The following is a 15,771-nucleotide window of genomic DNA, read 5'->3' as shown; positions in this document are numbered from 1 at the left end:
TCCGAAGCATTCCAAAAAGCTCGGAGGAGTGACGAAGCGTGGTCACGTCGTCCGGAGAGTCGCCGTGATCGGCCGCTTCATCGACGGCCATTCACCGTCGGCCGGAGATCATGGGAATCTTTGAAATCCGGACGGACTCCGTCAACTTCCGTCGGCGCACGGACTCCGCCGACACCTGGTGTCGATCGGCCGCCTCCGTGTGCTGTCCGGGCACGCCCGACCGGCCGCACCGGCCCGGGCACGCCGAGCGGTCCGCCCCCTCCGTTGCGGTGCGGAGGGGGCGGACCGGGGTCGCGCGCGCTGTTCCGTTGGTCCGGCACACTTGCCTGTCTGCGTCCACTCCCTTCCGCGTTCCGTGGCTCTCTGGGCGAGACGATCGACCCTGGGGAGGTGATCAACTACTTCTGCGCGCCGACCGGCTTTCCGTCGGGGGCGACGGCGTACCACGTGCCGCCCACGCCCTGACCGTTGGTGTCACCGGGAGCCTTGTCCCCGGAGAAGGTGTAGATGGGCCAGCAGTTGACCGTCATCTGCTTGATGCCGTCCGGGCGGGTGAAAGGCATGAGGCCCTTCTTCTTGACGCCCTTGGTGTCGTTCTCGGCGACCGGCGCGACGGCCGGCCACTTCTCCAGGCAGGCACCGGTGCAGGCCGACTTCGAGACGGGCCAGGCCTGGTCCTTCATGAAGCGGTAGACGGTCATGCCGTTCTTGTCGACGATGATGTCGCCGAGCTTCGGGTCCTTGTGGACGGAGAGGCCGGGCAGGTCGGCCAGCGTCGCCTTCTTGCCGTCGGGTGCGGAGGCGTACCAAGTGCCGCCTACGGCCTGACCGTTGGTGTCCCCCGCCTTGGTGTCCTTTGCATAGCGGTACATCGGCCAGCCGCCGATGGTCAGCTGCTTCGTGCCGTCCGAGCGGGTCACCTCGCCGAGCAAGGCCTTGTCCACACCGGTCGCCGCCTCGGCGCCCTCGGCGGGAACGGGCGGCCAGGCCTTCGCACAGTCGCCGTCGCAGCTCGACTTGGGCGGCTCGGCCGTGTCCTTGTCGAAGCGGTACAGGGTGAAGCCGGCGCTGTCGGTGAGCACCTTGCCGAGCTTCGTGCTTTCGGTGACATCGAGCTGACCTGCGGATTCCGCCTGGGCCGCGGCGCTCTGCTGGTCCTTGGAATCGGCGCCGTAGCCGTTGCCGACGGTGGTGCCGGTCCCGTAATCACCCGCGGCGGCGGTCGCACCCACGTTCTGGCTGCCCGTCGACTGGGCGCCCTGATCCTGACCGCACGCCGTCGTGAGCGCCAGCACGGCCGCAGCTGTCGCTACGAGCGAGGCGCTCCGCCAGGAGGTCTTCATTGGTAACTCCCGCTGTTCGCATAAGTGTTGCAGCGCCCTGCTGCGCCGCGCATGGCCCTAGGTACGGGCGGGGGTGGCGGGAGTGTTCAACCGGCTCACAAATTTCTTTCCGGAACCTGTGACGCGGTGTGCGCTCCGGCGCACGAGCGCGCATGTCGCCGGCGCGCTCCGGTCGCGTTGCGGCACAGGCGTGCGGACCCGGTGCGCGCGCCCCGCCCGCGCCGCCCTGGGGCACGTGTACGGACCTGTCCGGGCGGCCCCTCCCGGTCGTCAAACCGCGACGGGGCAGGCGTCCCCCCTTCGGGGCATTCCCCCGGCACTGCGGCGTGGCCGAGCCGCGATCGCTCCATGATCTCGGTCGTGCATGGACCTCCGCGGACCCGATCCGCCCTCGTCATACGGGTGCTGACGCTGCTGACGCTCACCTGGATCCTCGCCGGGGCGCCGAGCGGCACGGCCTCGGCCGACGCCTGTGCGTACGCCTCGACCGGCCCGGACGGAACCACGGCGGTGGCCGCCGCGGGAAGCGGCGCGGTGGCCGTGGCCGGGGACACCGCCTGGTGCCCGACCTCCACGCCGACGCCGCCCTGCCCACCCACGCCCACGCCGACTCCGACCCCCACGCCGAAGCCCACCCCGCCCCCGAAACCGACGCCTCCGCCGAAGCCGGCGCCGCCTCGTCCCCCGAAGCCGGACCCCCCGCCTCCGCCGCCCCCGCCTCCTCCGGCGCCCGAGCCACGGCCCGTGGTACGACGGCCCGCTCCCCCGCCGGCACCGAAGCCGCCGCCCGAGCGCCCCAAGCCGTCGCCGACGCCGGTGAGTTATCCGGCGTACCACGCCGCGCCGCACAAGCACCCACCGCGCAGCGGGCCGTCGCTCGTCTCGCTCACCCTGCTCATCACCGCGCCCGCGGTGCTCGCCGTCGCGGCGCTGCGCCCGCGCTGACCCCCAGGAGGCAACCTTGTCGGATTGGCTTGTTCTCGCCCTCGCGATGGCGGCCGCGTGCGTCGTCGTACTCATCGTGGTCCTCGTGCGCCACCGCCGGGCCCGCGAGGACGAAGATCCGTCCGAGACCCCGGACGTCATCGAGTACATGACGATGATGATCGGCGTGGTGTACGCCATCGTTCTCGGGCTGGCCATCGCGGGTGTCTGGGAGGCCCGGGGCGCCGCGCAGGACCATGTGCAGGCGGAGGCCCAGGCCCTGCACGAGATCTCGGAGCGGGTCCGTGTCTACCCGCCCGAGGTGCGCGACCGCGTCCGTGACGACGTCAACGCCTATGCCGGCCACGTCGTCACGACCGAGTGGAAGGCGATGGAGAAGGGCCGGATGACCGCCGAGGGTGGCCGGCTCCTCGACCGCATCCGCCAGGACGTCACCGACTACCAGCCGAAGTCGGACTTCGAGGCCCAGGCCTACCAGCCGCTCGTCGACCAGGTCACGGCGGCGGACGCCGCGCGCAACGCCCGCGCCGACTCGACCGGGGCGACCATGCCGGGCGTGGTGTGGTTCGGGCTGATCACCGGAGCCCTGGTGACCGTCGGGATGGTGTTCGCGCTGCAGATCCGGCGCACCGCCCGGGAGCTGATCCTCGCCGGGCTGTTCTCCGCGCTGATCGCCTTCCTGCTCTTCCTGATCTGGGACTTCGACGCGCCCTACAGCAGAGGGATCGCCGCCTCGGCGGAGCCGTTCACCGCGCTGTTCCCGCACCTGACCGGGTGACGGAACCCTCGACGACCACCGCGCGGCCGGGGGACGGGAGCCACGCCGCTCCCGTCCCCCGGCCGTACGTACGTCATCCCCCGTACGGCCCACACGACTGACCCGTTCGCGCGACTGCGATCGCGCCCGCGCGCACCCTTTCCTAGCGTTTCGTCCCGTCGAGGCGCATTTCCGACGCGAGCGGAACGGTCCGCAGCGAGGCACCTCGGGACCCGGAGGCTTCACCATGCACGCGATACGCGTCGCGTCGGCCGCACTGCTCGGCGTGTCCTTCCTGGCCTGCACGGCACCCGCCGCGCTCGCCGACGACGGCAGCGACTCCGACATCACGCCGTTCGGTTTCGCCGTCCAGCCCTCGACGGTCGTCGCGGGCGGCCAGGTCTCGCTCCAGCTGAAGCGGGACAGCGGCGGCTGCAGCGGCGCGGCCACGGTCTCCTCGGGCGTCTTCGACACCGTCAGCATCCCCGCGGCACAGTCCTCCGCCACCGTCGTGGTCGACCGGAACGCCAAGCCGGGTGCCGTGTACGAGGTGACGTTCTCCTGCGGCGGCACGACCGGTCACACGGATCTCGCCATCGCGGGTGGCGGTTCGGCCGACGTGACGACCGTCCCCGCGCAACAGGGCGTCGACGCCGGTGTCGGCGGCAGCAGCGACGGCTTCGACCTCCGGGAGATCGGCCTGGGAGCGGCTCTCGTCACCGGTTCCATCGGCGCCGCGTGGTACGTGGCGCGCCGCCGCGCCACGCCCGACAACTCATGACGGGCTCCGAGGGCCCCAGGGCCGGAGCGGCACGACCCTCCGCCCCGGCCGCCCTGTCGGGGGCATCCGGGGCGGAGGGCTGTCACATGCGGTCTCCGCGCGGGCCGACGGGTCCCGGAGGAGGACGGACGGTCTCCGAAGGGGGACGGGACCGGTTCTCTTCCGGAGGACGCCGGTCAGATCTTCTTCTCGGACCTGCGACGCAGCCAGAAGACGCCGCCGCCGATCACCGCCGAGGCCACCAGAGCGCCGCCGATCGCCATGTCGGCGGGCGCCGCACCGGTGGTGCTGCCACCGAGGCCACCGCGCACACCGCCGATGACGGTGTAGGCGTTCGGGCGGGTCAGTGCGCCCACACCGACGCAGTTGACGGTGATGTCGTACGGGCCGGGGCGCGCGTCACGGTTCACGGTCGCCGTCCCGCTCGCCGTGTCGTTGTTGCCGGGGACCCGGGCGAGGGTGGCGCGCCCGAATCCGGGCGAGGTCATGGTGCCGCCGTTGCGGCATCCGTCGACCGTCACCGTCAGCCGACCCCCGGCCGCGATGACGTTGGGCTGGGCGACGATGTTCCGCGAGCCGCCTCCGTGGTTGTTGCCGAACCCGTTGTTGTTGCCGAACCCGTAGTTGTTCCCGTGGTTGTTGTTGAAGCCGTTGTTATTGAACCCGTTGTTGAAGCCGTTGTTGAACCCGTTGTTGAAGCCGTTGTTGTAGCCGTTGTTGTTGTTGAACCCGTTGTTGAAGCCGAATCCGTTGTTGTACCCCGGCACGAAGCCGTTGCCCGGCACGACGCCGGTGCCGGGCACGACGCCCACGATGGTGCCGTTCTGGTTGCCCGTGCCGCCGCCCACAATGGTGCCGTTCTGGGTGCCCGTGCCGCCGCCCATACCGTCGGCGAGAGCCGCCGGGGCGACTGTCCCGAGGAGTGCGGCCGCGGCGGCCGAGGCCGCCAGGGCGCGTGCGTTGCGCATGTGATCCTCCGCGGAAGACGCCCCGGGAACCGTCCCCGGTGGATCGGCGAGACAGCGCCTCCCAGTCCGACCTTCAGATGCCGGGCACGGGCCCGCATTTCGAGAATGGTCCGTCCTGGTGAGAGGACACGCCGAAGGAATTCCACACAATCGGATATTGCCGCAGGTCACGGACCGTCAGAAAATTCCTGGTCCCGGGGACTCGGATGGCTCACGAGCGATGTACTCCGCCACCCGTTCGCTCGCGTCCCGTCGCCGGACGGCCGTGCTGGAATTAGCGTTCTCATATGCTCGACGGACGTGGCGACGGCCACGTCGAGAGGGGATGACGAATGCTTGCGTCCGAACTGGCCGAAGAGGAGGAGAGGCGGAGGAAGCGCGCCCCTTGGGGCGTTATAGCGCTTGTTCTGCTGACCGGCCTCGCACTCATTCGGAACGGCTCCGGTGAGTTCGACGTGGGTCCGCCGCAGCCCGCTTCGGCGGCCGCGGCGGACAGCCGCACGTCGGCCGGCACCTTCTCGAACGGGCCGTCCGGCCTGCCGTTCTCCTCGGTGCAGCGGGTGAAGATCCCGGCGATCCAGGTCGACGCCCCGACCGTGCCGGTGGGTCTGGACATCGGCGGCTGGGTCGACGCGCCGCCCCCGGACGACCCGAACCTGGCCGGCTGGTTCACCGGCGCGGTCTCGCCCGGTGAGAAGGGCACGTCGGTCATCGTCGGCCACGTGGACAACATGAAGGGCCCCGCGGTCTTCTACGGACTGGGGGCGCTCAAGAAGGGCAACAAGGTCGAGGTCCTGCGCGAGGACCGGAAGACGGCCGTGTTCGAGGTGTACGGCGTCGACGTGTTCGAGAAGAGCAATTTCCCCGGCGACCGTGTGTACGGCAGCAAGGGCACCCCGGAATTGCGGGTCATCACCTGCGGCGGCGGTTTCTCCAAGCAGCACGGTTACGACGGGAATGTCGTGGTGTTCGCCCGCCTGGTCGAGGTTCGCTGAGCGTTCCCGGCCGGGCGGGCGAATGCCCGCATGCCGTCTCTACACGAATTTCCGGTGCGGCACGGTGATGTGGTAGCCGGAGTCCAGCAATTGCGGAAGGTATTCGCGCAGCGCCCGCACGCTCTGCGAACGGTCGCCGCCCGCGTCGTGCGAGAGGATCACGACGCCCGGGGCGGCGCCCTCCTCGACCCGGTCGACGATGGTGCGGGTGCCCGGGGTCGTCCAGTCCAGCGAGTCGACCGTCCAGGCCAGCGGCTCCATGCCGAGTTCGGCGCCGATCTTGAAGGTGTTCCGGTTCCACGCGCCGTACGGTGCGCGGAACCAGGCGGGCGGCTCGCCGTAGGCCTCGTCGATGACCTCGCAGGTGCGCTCGATCTCGCGGCGGATCGCGGAACGCGAGAGCTCGGTCAGCTGCGGGTGGGTCCAGGTGTGGTTGCCGACGATGTGGCCGTCGTCGGCCATCTCGCGCAGCAGGTCCTTGTTGTCGACGGCCATCTCCCCGCACACGAAGAACATGGCCCGCACGTCGTACTCGCGCAGGGTGCTCAGGATGTGCGGGGTGTACCGCGGGTCGGGACCGTCGTCGAAGGTCAGCACCATGCGGCGGCCGCTTCCGGACATCTGCAGGATCGGCTCGCGGCGGACGGCGGTCTTCACCGGCCGGTGCCGAGGCGGTCCGTATCCCGCCATCGGCTGGAGGCGGAAGGCGGAGGGCTTGAGCGCCGTGCGCAACTGCGGGCCCTGGCCGGACGGGACACTCGCCGGTCGCGCGGCCGGCTCGGCCGTCAGGACTCGGGCCGTGCCCGCCGCCCCGGCCGCGCCCAGGACGGCAGCACCGGCGATCAACATCCGGCGCCGGGTGAACAGCTGATCCTTTTTCATGACTCATGAGTCACCCCGAGCAGGGGCGGCGCGGCTGAGCAACACGGGTGCGGACCCGCGAAAACACCCGATGGGACCATTTCAGCGGCGGCGCACCAGCGGGAACGGCAGCGCCTCGCGGATCGTCAGACCGGTCAGGAACATCACGAGCCGGTCGACTCCGATGCCGAGACCCCCGGTGGGCGGCATCGCGTACGCCAGGGCGTCCAGGAAGTCCTCGTCCAGCTCCATGGCCTCCGGGTCTCCCCCGGCGGCGAGCAGGGACTGCTCGGTCAGCCTCCGGCGCTGTTCCACGGGATCGGTCAACTCGGAGTAGGCGGTGCCCAGTTCGGTGCCGAAGGCGACGAGGTCCCAGCGTTCGGCGAGACGCGGGTCGACGCGGTGCTGCCGGGTCAGCGGTGAGACCTCGGTCGGGAAGTCCTTGTAGAAGGTGGGCGGCCCGGTCCGCTCCTCGACCAACCGTTCGTACATCTCCAGCACGACGTCGCCACGCGAGTCCTTCGGCCCGTACGGCACTTGGGCGCGGTCGCACCACCGCACCAGCGTCTCCCGCGGTGTGTCGGCGTCGACCTGCTCCCCCAGAGCCTCCGAGAGGGCGCCGTACACCGTCTTGACGGGCCACGGCCCCGAGATGTCGTACTCGGTGCCGTCCTTGCGTGCGACGGCCGTGCCGAAGGCGGCGGTGGCCGCGTCCTGGATCAGCTCGCGGGCGAGGTCGAGCATCACGTCGTAGTCGGCGAACGCCTGGTAGGCCTCCAGCATCGTGAACTCGGGGTTGTGCTTGTAGGAGACGCCCTCGTTGCGGAAGGTGCGGCCCATCTCGAAGACCTTCTCCAGGCCGCCGACGCACAACCGCTTCAGGTACAGCTCGGGCGCGATGCGCAGATACAGGTCGAGGTCGTAGGCGTTGATGTGGGTGGTGAAGGGCCGGGCGTTGGCGCCGCCGTGGATCTGCTGGAGCATCGGCGTCTCGACCTCCAGGTAGCCGCGGTCGAGCAGGCCCTGCCTCAGGGCCTGTACGGCCGTGGAGCGGGCCCGCACGACGGAGCGGGCGTCCGGGCTGCACACCAGGTCGAGGTAGCGGCGGCGGACCTTCGCCTCGGGGTCGGCGAGTCCCCGGCGCTTGTCCGGCAGCGGGCGCAGGCACTTGCCGGTGAGCTGCCAGGAGGTGGCGAAGACGGTCCGCTCTCCGTGGTCGCTGGCGCCGGCGAGACCGCTCGCGGTGATGTGGTCGCCGATGTCGACGTCCTTGCGGAACCGGTCGAGCGCGGCGCCCGACTCCGCCCGGGTGAGGGCGATCTGAAGGTCTCCGGACCAGTCGCGCAGCACCGCGAACAGGATGCCGCCGAAGTCGCGTACGAGGATCACACGTCCGGCGACCGTGACGTCGGCGCCCTGCGGCACGTCGGCGAGGGTGTGCGTGCGGGACGGGACACCCACCGGGTAGGGGTCCGTGCCCTCGGCACGGAGCCGGTCGAGGGTCCGGTGACGGATCCGGACCTGCTCGGGCAGGCCCTGGTACGGCTCCTCCGCCCCGGCTTCCTCCGTACCGCCCGTCCCGGGGGCCGACGGCGCGGGCAGGCCCTCGGCGGTGGCGGGTACGGGTGCGCCACGGGTGTGCCCGTTGCCCCAGAGCTTGCGCAGCGACGGCACGGAGACGAAGCCCTCGGCGATGCCGGACGCGAGGCCGATCCGTGCGAGGGCGCCGGTCTCGCCGTAACAGATGAAGCGGGGGTACCACTGCGGGTGGTACTTGGCGTTGGAGCGGTACAGGGCCTCCAGTTGCCACCACCGGGAGAAGAACAGCAGCAGCCGGCGCCAGAGCCTGAGCACCGGTCCTGCACCGATGCGGGCGCCCTCCTCGAAGACCGAGCGGAACACGGCGAAGTTGAGCGAGATCCGCCGTACGCCGAACTTTCCGGCCACCGCGCACAGTTCGGCGACCATGAACTCCATGACGCCGTTGGGTGCGCTGCGGTCGCGGCGCATCAGGTCGAGGGAGATGCCGTCCGGCCCCCAGGGCACGAAGGAGAGCAGCGCGAGGAGCCGGCCGTCGGCGCCCAGCGCCTCGACGAGCAGACAGTCGCCGTCGGCGGGGTCGCCGAGCCGGTCCAGGGCCATCGAGAAGCCGCGTTCGGTCTCCGTGTCGCGCCAGGCGTCCGCCTTGTCGACGACCTGTCTCATCTCCTGGTCGGTGAGGGTGGAGTGACGGCGTACGCGGCAGGTGGCGCCGGCGCGCCGGACCCTGTTGACCGCCTGGCGCGTGACCCGCATCTCCCGGCCGCCGAGGTCGAAGTCGGCGACGTGCAGGATCGCCTCGTCGCCGAGTTGCAGGGCGCCGAGGCCGCATCGGGCGTACGCCTTGGCGCCCTCCTCGGACGCACCCATGGCGGCGGGCGCCCAGGCGTAGCGGCGGGCCATGTCGAGCCAGGAGCCGATGGCGTGCGGCCAGGCCTCGCGGTCGCCGACGGGGTCGCCGCTGGCGAGGCAGACGCCGGCCTCGACGCGATAGGTGACGGCGGCCTTGCCGCTCGGGGAGAAGACGACCGCCTTGTCGCGGCGGGTGGCGAAGTAGCCGAGGGAGTCGTCCGCCCCATAGGTGCGCAGCAGTGCCCGGATGCGGGACTCCTCGTCGCCCCGCAGCGCCGCTTCCAGGCGCTGGGAGCGGAAGAGGGCGGCGGCGGCGTTGAGGAGGGCGAGGGCGCCGAACAGCCCGAGGAGGAAGAACAGCCAGCGGGGCGGACGCCCGTCGAACGACTGCCCGGAGACGAGTCCGCCGCAGACCCGGTTGGCCGCCCAGAGCAGTCGCTGCCCGCGCGGCAGGGTGCCGGGGAACAGTTCCACCAGGCCCCAGCCCACCAGGATCGCCACGGCCAGCCCGGCCAGCAGGACGACGAGGGCCCGCCGGACGGCGCCGTGCCGGGAGTCGGCGTAGAAGGCGCCGCGGGCCACGATCAGGAGCGCCAGCAGCAGTGCGCAGACGACGAGGGAGGGGATCGACTGGGCGAACAGGCCCGCCGCGACGCCCAGGATGCCCACCAGGACCAGCAGGCCCAGGTAGACCACCACCAGCCACCAGGCGATCTTCTTGCGGGCGGCGGTCGCCGCGGCCAGCAGGAAGAGGAAGACGGCGTACGCGAGGTTGGCGCTGACCGGCACGATCAGCAGGTCCAGGAAGCGCACCACCGGGCGCAGCAGCCTGCGCAGCGGCGCGAAGAAGGCGAGCAGGACGCAGAGCAGTCCCAGGGCGCCGAAGAAGGTGGCGAAGCCCTCCGGCACCCTGTCGGGGAAGCCTGCCCCGGGCCGCCTCGCCGCACCCGCCGAGTCCTTGGGCGGACGGGCCTCCACGGTGGCACTCATGGTTCCGACTGTAGGAAGGCCGACGCACCCCCGCCCGTCGAGCCCCATCGGGCCGCCCGGCGGACGCCCTCCGCCCACCGGACGCCGCGCCTTCCGTACACCGCGCCACGGGTCCCGTCCTCGCCCCGGGCGGCTCAAGACCCCCGGGGAAGCTGCGGCGCCTGACCGTGGCGCGGCTCCCGGGCCCCCGCGTGCCGGTCCCCGTCGCCCGGCGGGCACGGTCCGCTCCGCCGGCCGGGCAAGATCCCTCGGTCTCGTACGGCTTCCGGACCTGCAGATTCCGATAACCTCACAGCCGTGACGGAACAGCAGCACTCACCTCAGTCCGAGCCGCATCAGTTCGAGCGGGGCACGGACGGGCCGAAGGTCATCCTGGTCGGTGTGGACGGCTCCGACTCGTCGCTCCGCGCGGCGGCGTATGCCGGAGGCCTGGCCAGACGGCAGCGCGCGCTGCTCGCGGTCGTCTACGTCCAGCCGGTGATGGCGGCGGGTGCGGCGCTCGGGGTGCCGGTCGCGGAGACGACCGACGAGATCGCCGAGGACCTGGTCAAGTACATCCGTGACGCGACCGAGCGGGTCAAGGGGATATTCGAGGTGCGCTGGGAGTTCCACACCTTCCGCGGCGATCCCTACAACGGCCTGGTGAAGGCCGCGGACGAGCTGAAGGCGGACGCCGTGGTGGTCGGCGCGTCCGAGCAGGCGGGGCACCGGATCATCGGTTCGGTGGCGATCCGGCTGGTGAAGGCGGGCCGCTGGCCGGTCACGGTCGTCCCGTAGACCGGCCGCCGGCGAACGGCGCCCCGTCCGCGCGGGATCACTGCGCCATGACCAGCCCGGCCTGGGCCGCTCCCCGGCTCAGGACGACGTCCCGGATCCGGTCGCGCATGTCGCCGACGTCGGCGCCCTGCTGCAGGGCGGCGTTGAGGTCGACGACGCGGCCCGCGTCCACGTCGAACGCCTGCGGGACGAACTCGGCCCTGGCCACCGGCCAGCGCTCGCCCTCGTGCGCCGGAGGCGCGAACGTGAACCGCGCGATCGTGCTCTCGTTGCCCCGAGGGTCCCGGACCCCACGGTTGTCCGTCTCGCCGGCGATCTGGTCGCCCAGGCCGTAGACGACCCAGGTGCCGTCCACCTTCTCGTACGCCTGCGGGACGTGCGCGTGGGTGCCGAGGATCAGGTCGATGTCCGCCCGCCCGTCGGTGCGGGACGCCGTGAGCTGCTTGGCCAGCTTCTGTTGCTGCGCGTCCGGCGCGTCCTGCCACTCGGTGCCCCAGTGCAGGGACACCACGACCACGTCGGCGCCCGCCCTGCGGGCCACCCGGGCGTCCTCGACGATCTTGTCGCGGTCGAGGAGGTCGACGGCCCAGGGCTGTCTCTCGGGAAGCGACCGGCCCTTCGGGCCGACGGTGTAGGCGAGGTGCGCGACCTGGGCGTCGCCGGCGCGCATCATGGTCACGCTCTTCGCTTCCTCCTTCGTGCGTGCCGACCCCGCGTGCCGCACGCCGGCGCGGTCGAACGCGTCCAGGGTCCGCCGGATGCCGTCGGCCCCGTCGTCCAGGCTGTGGTCCGAGGCGGTGGAGCAGCCGTCGTAGCCGGTCGCGGCCAGCGCGTCGGCCATCTGCGGCGGCGCCTTGGGGGCCGGGGCGCCGGACGGGGAGCCGGACGGGGAGCCGGACGCGTCGCCGTCCCCGCCGTAGACCGCATTCATGTGGCAGATCGCCAGGTCGGCGCCGGAGACCGCGGGTCCGGCCCCCGCGAGCATGGGCCGGAAGTCGTATCCCAGGCCCCCCGCGTCGAACTGAGCGCGCTCGATGATCGAGGTGTCGGGCAGCATGTCCCCGGAGGCGACGAGGGTGAACCCGGTCCGTGGCGCGGGCGCCGCCGGATGTCCGGACGACGGTGCGGCCGACCGGCCTGACGACTGCCTGGACGGTGAGGCCTCGGGGGCCTGGTGCCGGGCCTGGCAGCCCGTGAGAGCCGTGACGACCACGGCCGCGAGGGCCAGGGTGGTCCGTCGTGTGCGTGCGTTCATCGAATCGCCCCGATGCAGTCGGATTTCCTTATGAACAGATAGGAATTGAGAAGAATCCACATATGGGGGCCGCCGGGAGTCAAGGAGCAACGCACGCCGGTAGCCCGTCCGGCGCTCCGGGACGGGCCCGTCAGGGCGAAGGAGCGCCGGGGACGGGCACGCGTCGCGTCGCACACGGCCCGGCCCGGACTCCGGCTCGGGCTCGGCTCCGACTCCGGCTCGGGCTCCGACTCCGGCTCCGGCTCGGGCTCGGGCTCCGACTCCGGCTCGGGCTCGGGCTCGGGCTCGGGCTCGGGCACAGGCTCCGGCTCCGACTCCCGATCGGGCACAGGCTCCGGCTCGGGCTCCGACTCCCGATCGGGCACAGGCTCCGGCTCCGGCTCCGACTCCCGATCGGGCACAGGCTCCGTCGCCAACCCGGCTGTGGCTCCGGATCGGGCTCCGACTCCCGATCGGGCCCAGGCTCCGTATCCAACCCGGCTGTGGCTCCGACTCCGGCTCCCGATCGGGCCGAGGCTCCGTCTCCGACCTCGACTGTGGCTCAGGGCCACAGTTCGGCGAGCGCGGCCCCGGCCCCGCGCGACCGTTCGGCGAACGCCGCTCCGGACCCGGTTGACCGTTCGGCGCACCGTTCACCGACGGCTTCGACCGCCCACCGCACAACCGTGCGCCCGGCCTGTCCGAGCGGCGCGCATCGCGCTGGCATACGGGCCATGACGGCCGGAACCACCACCATCACGCACGGGACGACCGCCGAGCACGAGCTGGCCGCGCTTCAGCGCGAGCACGGCCGGCCCCTCTTCGCCCTGCTGCTCCGCCTCTCCGACGGCGACCGGCAGCGCGCCGAGGATCTGCTGCAGGAGACACTCGTGCGCGCCTGGCAGCACCCCGAGGCGCTGCGCGCCGACGACTTCGACTCCGTACGCCCCTGGCTGCTCACCGTCGGACGGCGGCTCGCGATAGACGCGCGGCGGGCCCGTCAGGCGCGCCCCGCCGAGGTCGGCGACGCGGTGCTGGAGAGCGCGCGCGTCTGCGCCGATCACGCCGAACGGTCCGCGGCGATGCTCGACGTGCGGGAAGCTGTGAAGACACTCACTCCCGAGCACCGTGAAGTCCTGGTGCTGGTGTACTTCCAGGGGGCGAGTGTGGCGGAGGCCGCCGCAGCGCTGGGGATTCCGCCCGGTACCGTGAAGTCCCGCGCGTACTACGCGCTGCGCGCCCTGCGCCGAGTCCTTCCGGGATACGCGGCCGACCTGCGGTGAAACCGTGGGCTGAGTCAAACCTCCGTAAAGCGCCTTGCTGAGGACCATGGTTGAGCAATCAGCTTGCCTCATCCGTGTTCCGGACTGGGGGCCCGGGTTCGGGCGACGCGCACGTACCGGAGGAAGGCAGGAAGGGATGCTGCACAGAGGTCAAGAGAGCACGGACGGCACAGGCGGTGGCGAACTCACCGTCCCCATGGCCTGGTTGTACGCCGAGTACATCGCCGACGAGCTGCTGCGGACCGGCGACCTGATGCCGCCCACGTCCTTCGAGTTCCGCGCCGGGCGCGACGCCCTGGCGCTGACCATCTACCTCGCCGACAGCGGGGACGAACTCTCCGGCATCCGGGTCGTCACCCAGCTCGACACCTGGCTCTCGCTGACGGCGTACGACCAGCCGTGGCAGGACTGGGTGCGTGAGCACATGGCGCGGCGGACCGCCGAGGCGACCGCGTCCGGCGCTCCCGCCCCGGACCTGGAACTCGCGGCCGCGGCCTGGCGCTGGCTGGAGGAGACCGAGCTGCTCGCGCCCGACCTGGACGCGGTGCCGGGGGGCGGTTCCGTGCCCGGCGAGGACGACGGCCCGAAGGTGTGGACGCCGGCCTGGCGGCTGGGGCTGCCGCTCGGGCATCTGGCGATCCACCTCTTCTGAGACGGCGTCGGCACACCACCGAGGCGGCGCTGTCGCACCCGCGGGCAAAGTTTTCTCGGCTCGCACCAATCCGCGGGGCCCCCCGCTCCGAATGTCTTGTCCGCGATTCCGGACGAGTCTTGAATGATTCGCCGGCCCGGTGCGTATCGGTGGGCAACAGCAACACCACCCCCACCCCGCACCATGGCCACGAGGATTCGGTATTCGGTATGAGGTCCCTGGAACGGCATCGCGACGTCGGCGCCTACGCGCTCGGCGTGCTGGACGAGGCGGAGGCTTTCCGTTTCGAGGATCACCTCATGGAGTGCCCCCAGTGCTCGGCGCAGGTGAGTGAGTTCCGCCCCGCCACACGGCAGTTGATGCTGTACCGACGAGCCACTCCGCGCTCCGTGCATCCCTTCGCCGCCCCCGGGCCCCGGCTGCTCGACCGGCTGCTCGGCGAGGTGGCGGCCCGCAACCGCACCGGGCGCAGGCGCTGGCTGTACGCCGTGGCGGCCTCCGTGGTGCTCGCGGTGGGCGGTCCCGCGATCGCGATCGTCACCTCGCACGAGCCGCGTTCGGACCAGATCTCCGCGACGGACACGCGGACCGGGGTGTGGGCCCAGGTCACGACCCAGGACCGGGTGTGGGGCAGCGAGGTCGATGTCCAGGTCAAGGACAGCGGCGGGCCGCGCGCCTGTCAGCTGGTCGTCGTCGGCATGGACGGCTCCGAGCAGACGGTGACCAGCTGGATGGAGCCCCCGAACGACGGCAGGACCACCAGCATGCAGGGCGGCGCAGCGATGCGGCCCGAGGACATCCGCCAGTTCGAGGTGCGCACGACCGACGGCAAACACCTGGTGACCCTCAAGCCCCGATGACCACGCCGCGCGCTCACCGGGAGCCCCCGACGAAAGCCCCCGGTGGACGTCGCTACTTGAGCAGCCGCGACATCCGGCGGTCCGCCAGCGGCTTGCCGCCGGTCTGGCAGGTCGGGCAGTACTGGAGCGAGGAGTCGCTGAAGGACACCTCCCGGATGGTGTCTCCGCACACCGGGCAGGCCTCGCCCGCTCTGCCGTGCACCCGCAGCCCGCTCTTCTTCTCCGCCTTGAGGCGCCCGGCGGCCAGCCCGTGCGACCGCTCGACGGCCTCGGTGAGGGTGGAGCGCAGCGCCTCGTACAGCCGTCCCGTCTCCTCGGGTGTCAGCGAGGAGGCGAGCTTGAAGGGCGACATCTTCGCGGCGTGCAGGATCTCGTCGCTGTAGGCGTTCCCCACGCCCGCGATCACGCTCTGGTCGCGCAGCGCCCCCTTGAGACGACGCCGCTCCCCCGACAGCAGTGCCGCGAGGCGGGCCGCGTCGAAGTCGTCGGCGAGCGGGTCGGGACCGAGCCGGGCCACGCCGGGGATCGTGGCCGGGTCGTCCACGACGTACACCGCGAGGCGCTTCTGGGTGCCCGCCTCGGTGAGGTCGAAGCCCTCGCCGGTCTCCAGCGCCACCCGCAGCGCCAGCGGGCCCTTCCCGGGACGGGGCGGCCCGTCGGGCAGTGTGTCCTTCCAGCGCAGCCAGCCCGCGCGGGCCAGGTGCGTCACGAAGTGCAGGCCGTCCGCCTCGATGTCGAGGAACTTGCCGTACCGGTGCACGGCCGTGACCTCGCGTCCCTCGAAGGCGGTGACCGGCGGGTCGTACGTCTTGAGGACACTGATGGCGACGGGCAGCACCCGCACCACCTGGCGGCCGACGAGATGGTCGGTCAGGAAGTCCTTGAGCGCTTCGACCTCGGGCAGTTCCGGCATACGTCCAGAGTGCCATCCGGC

The 15,771-nt window shown here is 71.7% G+C and carries 13 protein-coding genes and 1 pseudogene; 8 read left to right on the top strand and 6 right to left on the bottom strand.

Annotated features, from left to right (window positions below; genetic code table 11):
- Positions 1–398: 398 nt before the first annotated feature.
- A complete protein-coding gene (locus BKI49_RS33305; protein WP_095938024.1) occupies positions 399–1,343 on the bottom strand; it encodes an SCO0930 family lipoprotein in 945 nt (314 codons plus the stop codon).
- A gap of 816 nt (positions 1,344–2,159) precedes the next feature.
- On the opposite strand from BKI49_RS33305, the gene BKI49_RS36110 reads away from it, so the two are divergent.
- The 3 genes from BKI49_RS36110 to BKI49_RS33290 all read left to right on the top strand — a co-directional run bounded on the left by BKI49_RS36110 (position 2,160) and on the right by BKI49_RS33290 (position 3,826).
- Positions 2,160–2,288: a hypothetical protein gene (locus tag BKI49_RS36110; protein ID WP_257005057.1), complete on the top strand. Its 129-nt coding sequence runs from the start codon at positions 2,160–2,162 to the stop codon at positions 2,286–2,288.
- 16 nt (positions 2,289–2,304) lie between these two features.
- Positions 2,305–3,066: a bestrophin-like domain gene (locus BKI49_RS33295; protein WP_095938023.1), complete on the top strand. Its 762-nt coding sequence runs from the start codon at positions 2,305–2,307 to the stop codon at positions 3,064–3,066.
- Between the two features lie 226 nt (positions 3,067–3,292).
- The gene (locus BKI49_RS33290; RefSeq protein WP_095938022.1) at positions 3,293–3,826 is read left to right on the top strand and encodes a hypothetical protein; all 534 of its coding nucleotides are present in this window, start codon (positions 3,293–3,295) and stop codon (positions 3,824–3,826) included.
- Between the two features lie 176 nt (positions 3,827–4,002).
- Here the strand turns inward: BKI49_RS33290 and BKI49_RS36105 are convergent.
- A pseudogene (locus tag BKI49_RS36105) lies at positions 4,003–4,395 on the bottom strand (hypothetical protein); the annotation flags it as partial.
- Between the two features lie 731 nt (positions 4,396–5,126).
- Here BKI49_RS36105 and BKI49_RS33280 point away from each other — a divergent pair.
- Positions 5,127–5,789, top strand: a complete 663-nt coding sequence (locus BKI49_RS33280) for a class F sortase (protein ID WP_095938021.1) — start codon at positions 5,127–5,129, stop codon at positions 5,787–5,789.
- 39 nt (positions 5,790–5,828) lie between these two features.
- Here BKI49_RS33280 and BKI49_RS33275 read toward each other — a convergent pair whose 3' ends face one another.
- Both BKI49_RS33275 and lysX read right to left on the bottom strand, forming a co-directional pair.
- Entirely contained in the window at positions 5,829–6,671 is an 843-nt protein-coding gene (locus BKI49_RS33275) for a polysaccharide deacetylase family protein (RefSeq protein WP_095938020.1), read from the bottom strand.
- Positions 6,672–6,752: 81 nt separating this feature from the next.
- Positions 6,753–10,031 carry a bifunctional lysylphosphatidylglycerol synthetase/lysine--tRNA ligase LysX gene (gene lysX, locus BKI49_RS33270; RefSeq protein WP_095938019.1) on the bottom strand — a complete coding sequence of 1,093 codons (3,279 nt, stop codon included), beginning with the start codon at positions 10,029–10,031 and terminating at the stop codon, positions 6,753–6,755.
- Positions 10,032–10,328: 297 nt separating this feature from the next.
- Between lysX and BKI49_RS33265 the strand changes: the two genes are divergently transcribed.
- Positions 10,329–10,808, top strand: coding sequence for a universal stress protein (locus BKI49_RS33265; RefSeq protein ID WP_095938018.1), 480 nt, complete (start codon positions 10,329–10,331; stop codon positions 10,806–10,808).
- Between the two features lie 37 nt (positions 10,809–10,845).
- Here BKI49_RS33265 and BKI49_RS33260 read toward each other — a convergent pair whose 3' ends face one another.
- Positions 10,846–12,063, bottom strand: coding sequence for a CapA family protein (locus BKI49_RS33260; protein WP_095938017.1), 1,218 nt, complete (start codon positions 12,061–12,063; stop codon positions 10,846–10,848).
- 713 nt (positions 12,064–12,776) lie between these two features.
- On the opposite strand from BKI49_RS33260, the gene BKI49_RS33250 reads away from it, so the two are divergent.
- From BKI49_RS33250 to BKI49_RS33240, 3 genes are all read left to right on the top strand, one after another.
- A complete protein-coding gene (locus BKI49_RS33250) occupies positions 12,777–13,325 on the top strand; it encodes a sigma-70 family RNA polymerase sigma factor (protein WP_095938016.1) in 549 nt (182 codons plus the stop codon).
- A 136-nt stretch (positions 13,326–13,461) separates the two neighbouring features.
- The gene (locus tag BKI49_RS33245; protein WP_028798764.1) at positions 13,462–13,977 is read left to right on the top strand and encodes a hypothetical protein; all 516 of its coding nucleotides are present in this window, start codon (positions 13,462–13,464) and stop codon (positions 13,975–13,977) included.
- A gap of 209 nt (positions 13,978–14,186) precedes the next feature.
- Positions 14,187–14,837, top strand: coding sequence for a zf-HC2 domain-containing protein (locus BKI49_RS33240; RefSeq protein WP_095938015.1), 651 nt, complete (start codon positions 14,187–14,189; stop codon positions 14,835–14,837).
- A 52-nt stretch (positions 14,838–14,889) separates the two neighbouring features.
- Here BKI49_RS33240 and BKI49_RS33235 read toward each other — a convergent pair whose 3' ends face one another.
- Positions 14,890–15,750: an Fpg/Nei family DNA glycosylase gene (locus tag BKI49_RS33235; RefSeq protein ID WP_095938014.1), complete on the bottom strand. Its 861-nt coding sequence runs from the start codon at positions 15,748–15,750 to the stop codon at positions 14,890–14,892.
- Positions 15,751–15,771: the final 21 nt, after the last annotated feature.

The organism is Streptomyces sp. Tue6028, assembly GCF_002300165.1.
In the GTDB taxonomy this organism is placed as follows: domain Bacteria; phylum Actinomycetota; class Actinomycetes; order Streptomycetales; family Streptomycetaceae; genus Streptomyces; species Streptomyces siamensis.
Note: the sequence above shows the minus strand (reverse complement) of the source record. Positions and strands in the feature narration are given on the sequence as shown.

What these genes read in the sequence shown, in the direction of transcription:
- BKI49_RS33305 (WP_095938024.1), bottom strand. Translation starts at nt 1,343, where the DNA reads ATGAAGACCTCCTGGCGGAGCGCCTCGCTCGTAGCGACAGCTGCGGCC.
- BKI49_RS33290 (WP_095938022.1), top strand. Translation starts at nt 3,293, where the DNA reads ATGCACGCGATACGCGTCGCGTCGGCCGCACTGCTCGGCGTGTCCTTC.
- BKI49_RS33280 (WP_095938021.1), top strand. Translation starts at nt 5,127, where the DNA reads ATGCTTGCGTCCGAACTGGCCGAAGAGGAGGAGAGGCGGAGGAAGCGC.
- BKI49_RS33275 (WP_095938020.1), bottom strand. Translation starts at nt 6,671, where the DNA reads ATGAAAAAGGATCAGCTGTTCACCCGGCGCCGGATGTTGATCGCCGGT.
- lysX (WP_095938019.1), bottom strand. Translation starts at nt 10,031, where the DNA reads ATGAGTGCCACCGTGGAGGCCCGTCCGCCCAAGGACTCGGCGGGTGCG.
- BKI49_RS33260 (WP_095938017.1), bottom strand. Translation starts at nt 12,063, where the DNA reads ATGAACGCACGCACACGACGGACCACCCTGGCCCTCGCGGCCGTGGTC.
- BKI49_RS33250 (WP_095938016.1), top strand. Translation starts at nt 12,777, where the DNA reads ATGACGGCCGGAACCACCACCATCACGCACGGGACGACCGCCGAGCAC.
- BKI49_RS33245 (WP_028798764.1), top strand. Translation starts at nt 13,462, where the DNA reads ATGCTGCACAGAGGTCAAGAGAGCACGGACGGCACAGGCGGTGGCGAA.
- BKI49_RS33240 (WP_095938015.1), top strand. Translation starts at nt 14,187, where the DNA reads ATGAGGTCCCTGGAACGGCATCGCGACGTCGGCGCCTACGCGCTCGGC.
- BKI49_RS33235 (WP_095938014.1), bottom strand. Translation starts at nt 15,750, where the DNA reads ATGCCGGAACTGCCCGAGGTCGAAGCGCTCAAGGACTTCCTGACCGAC.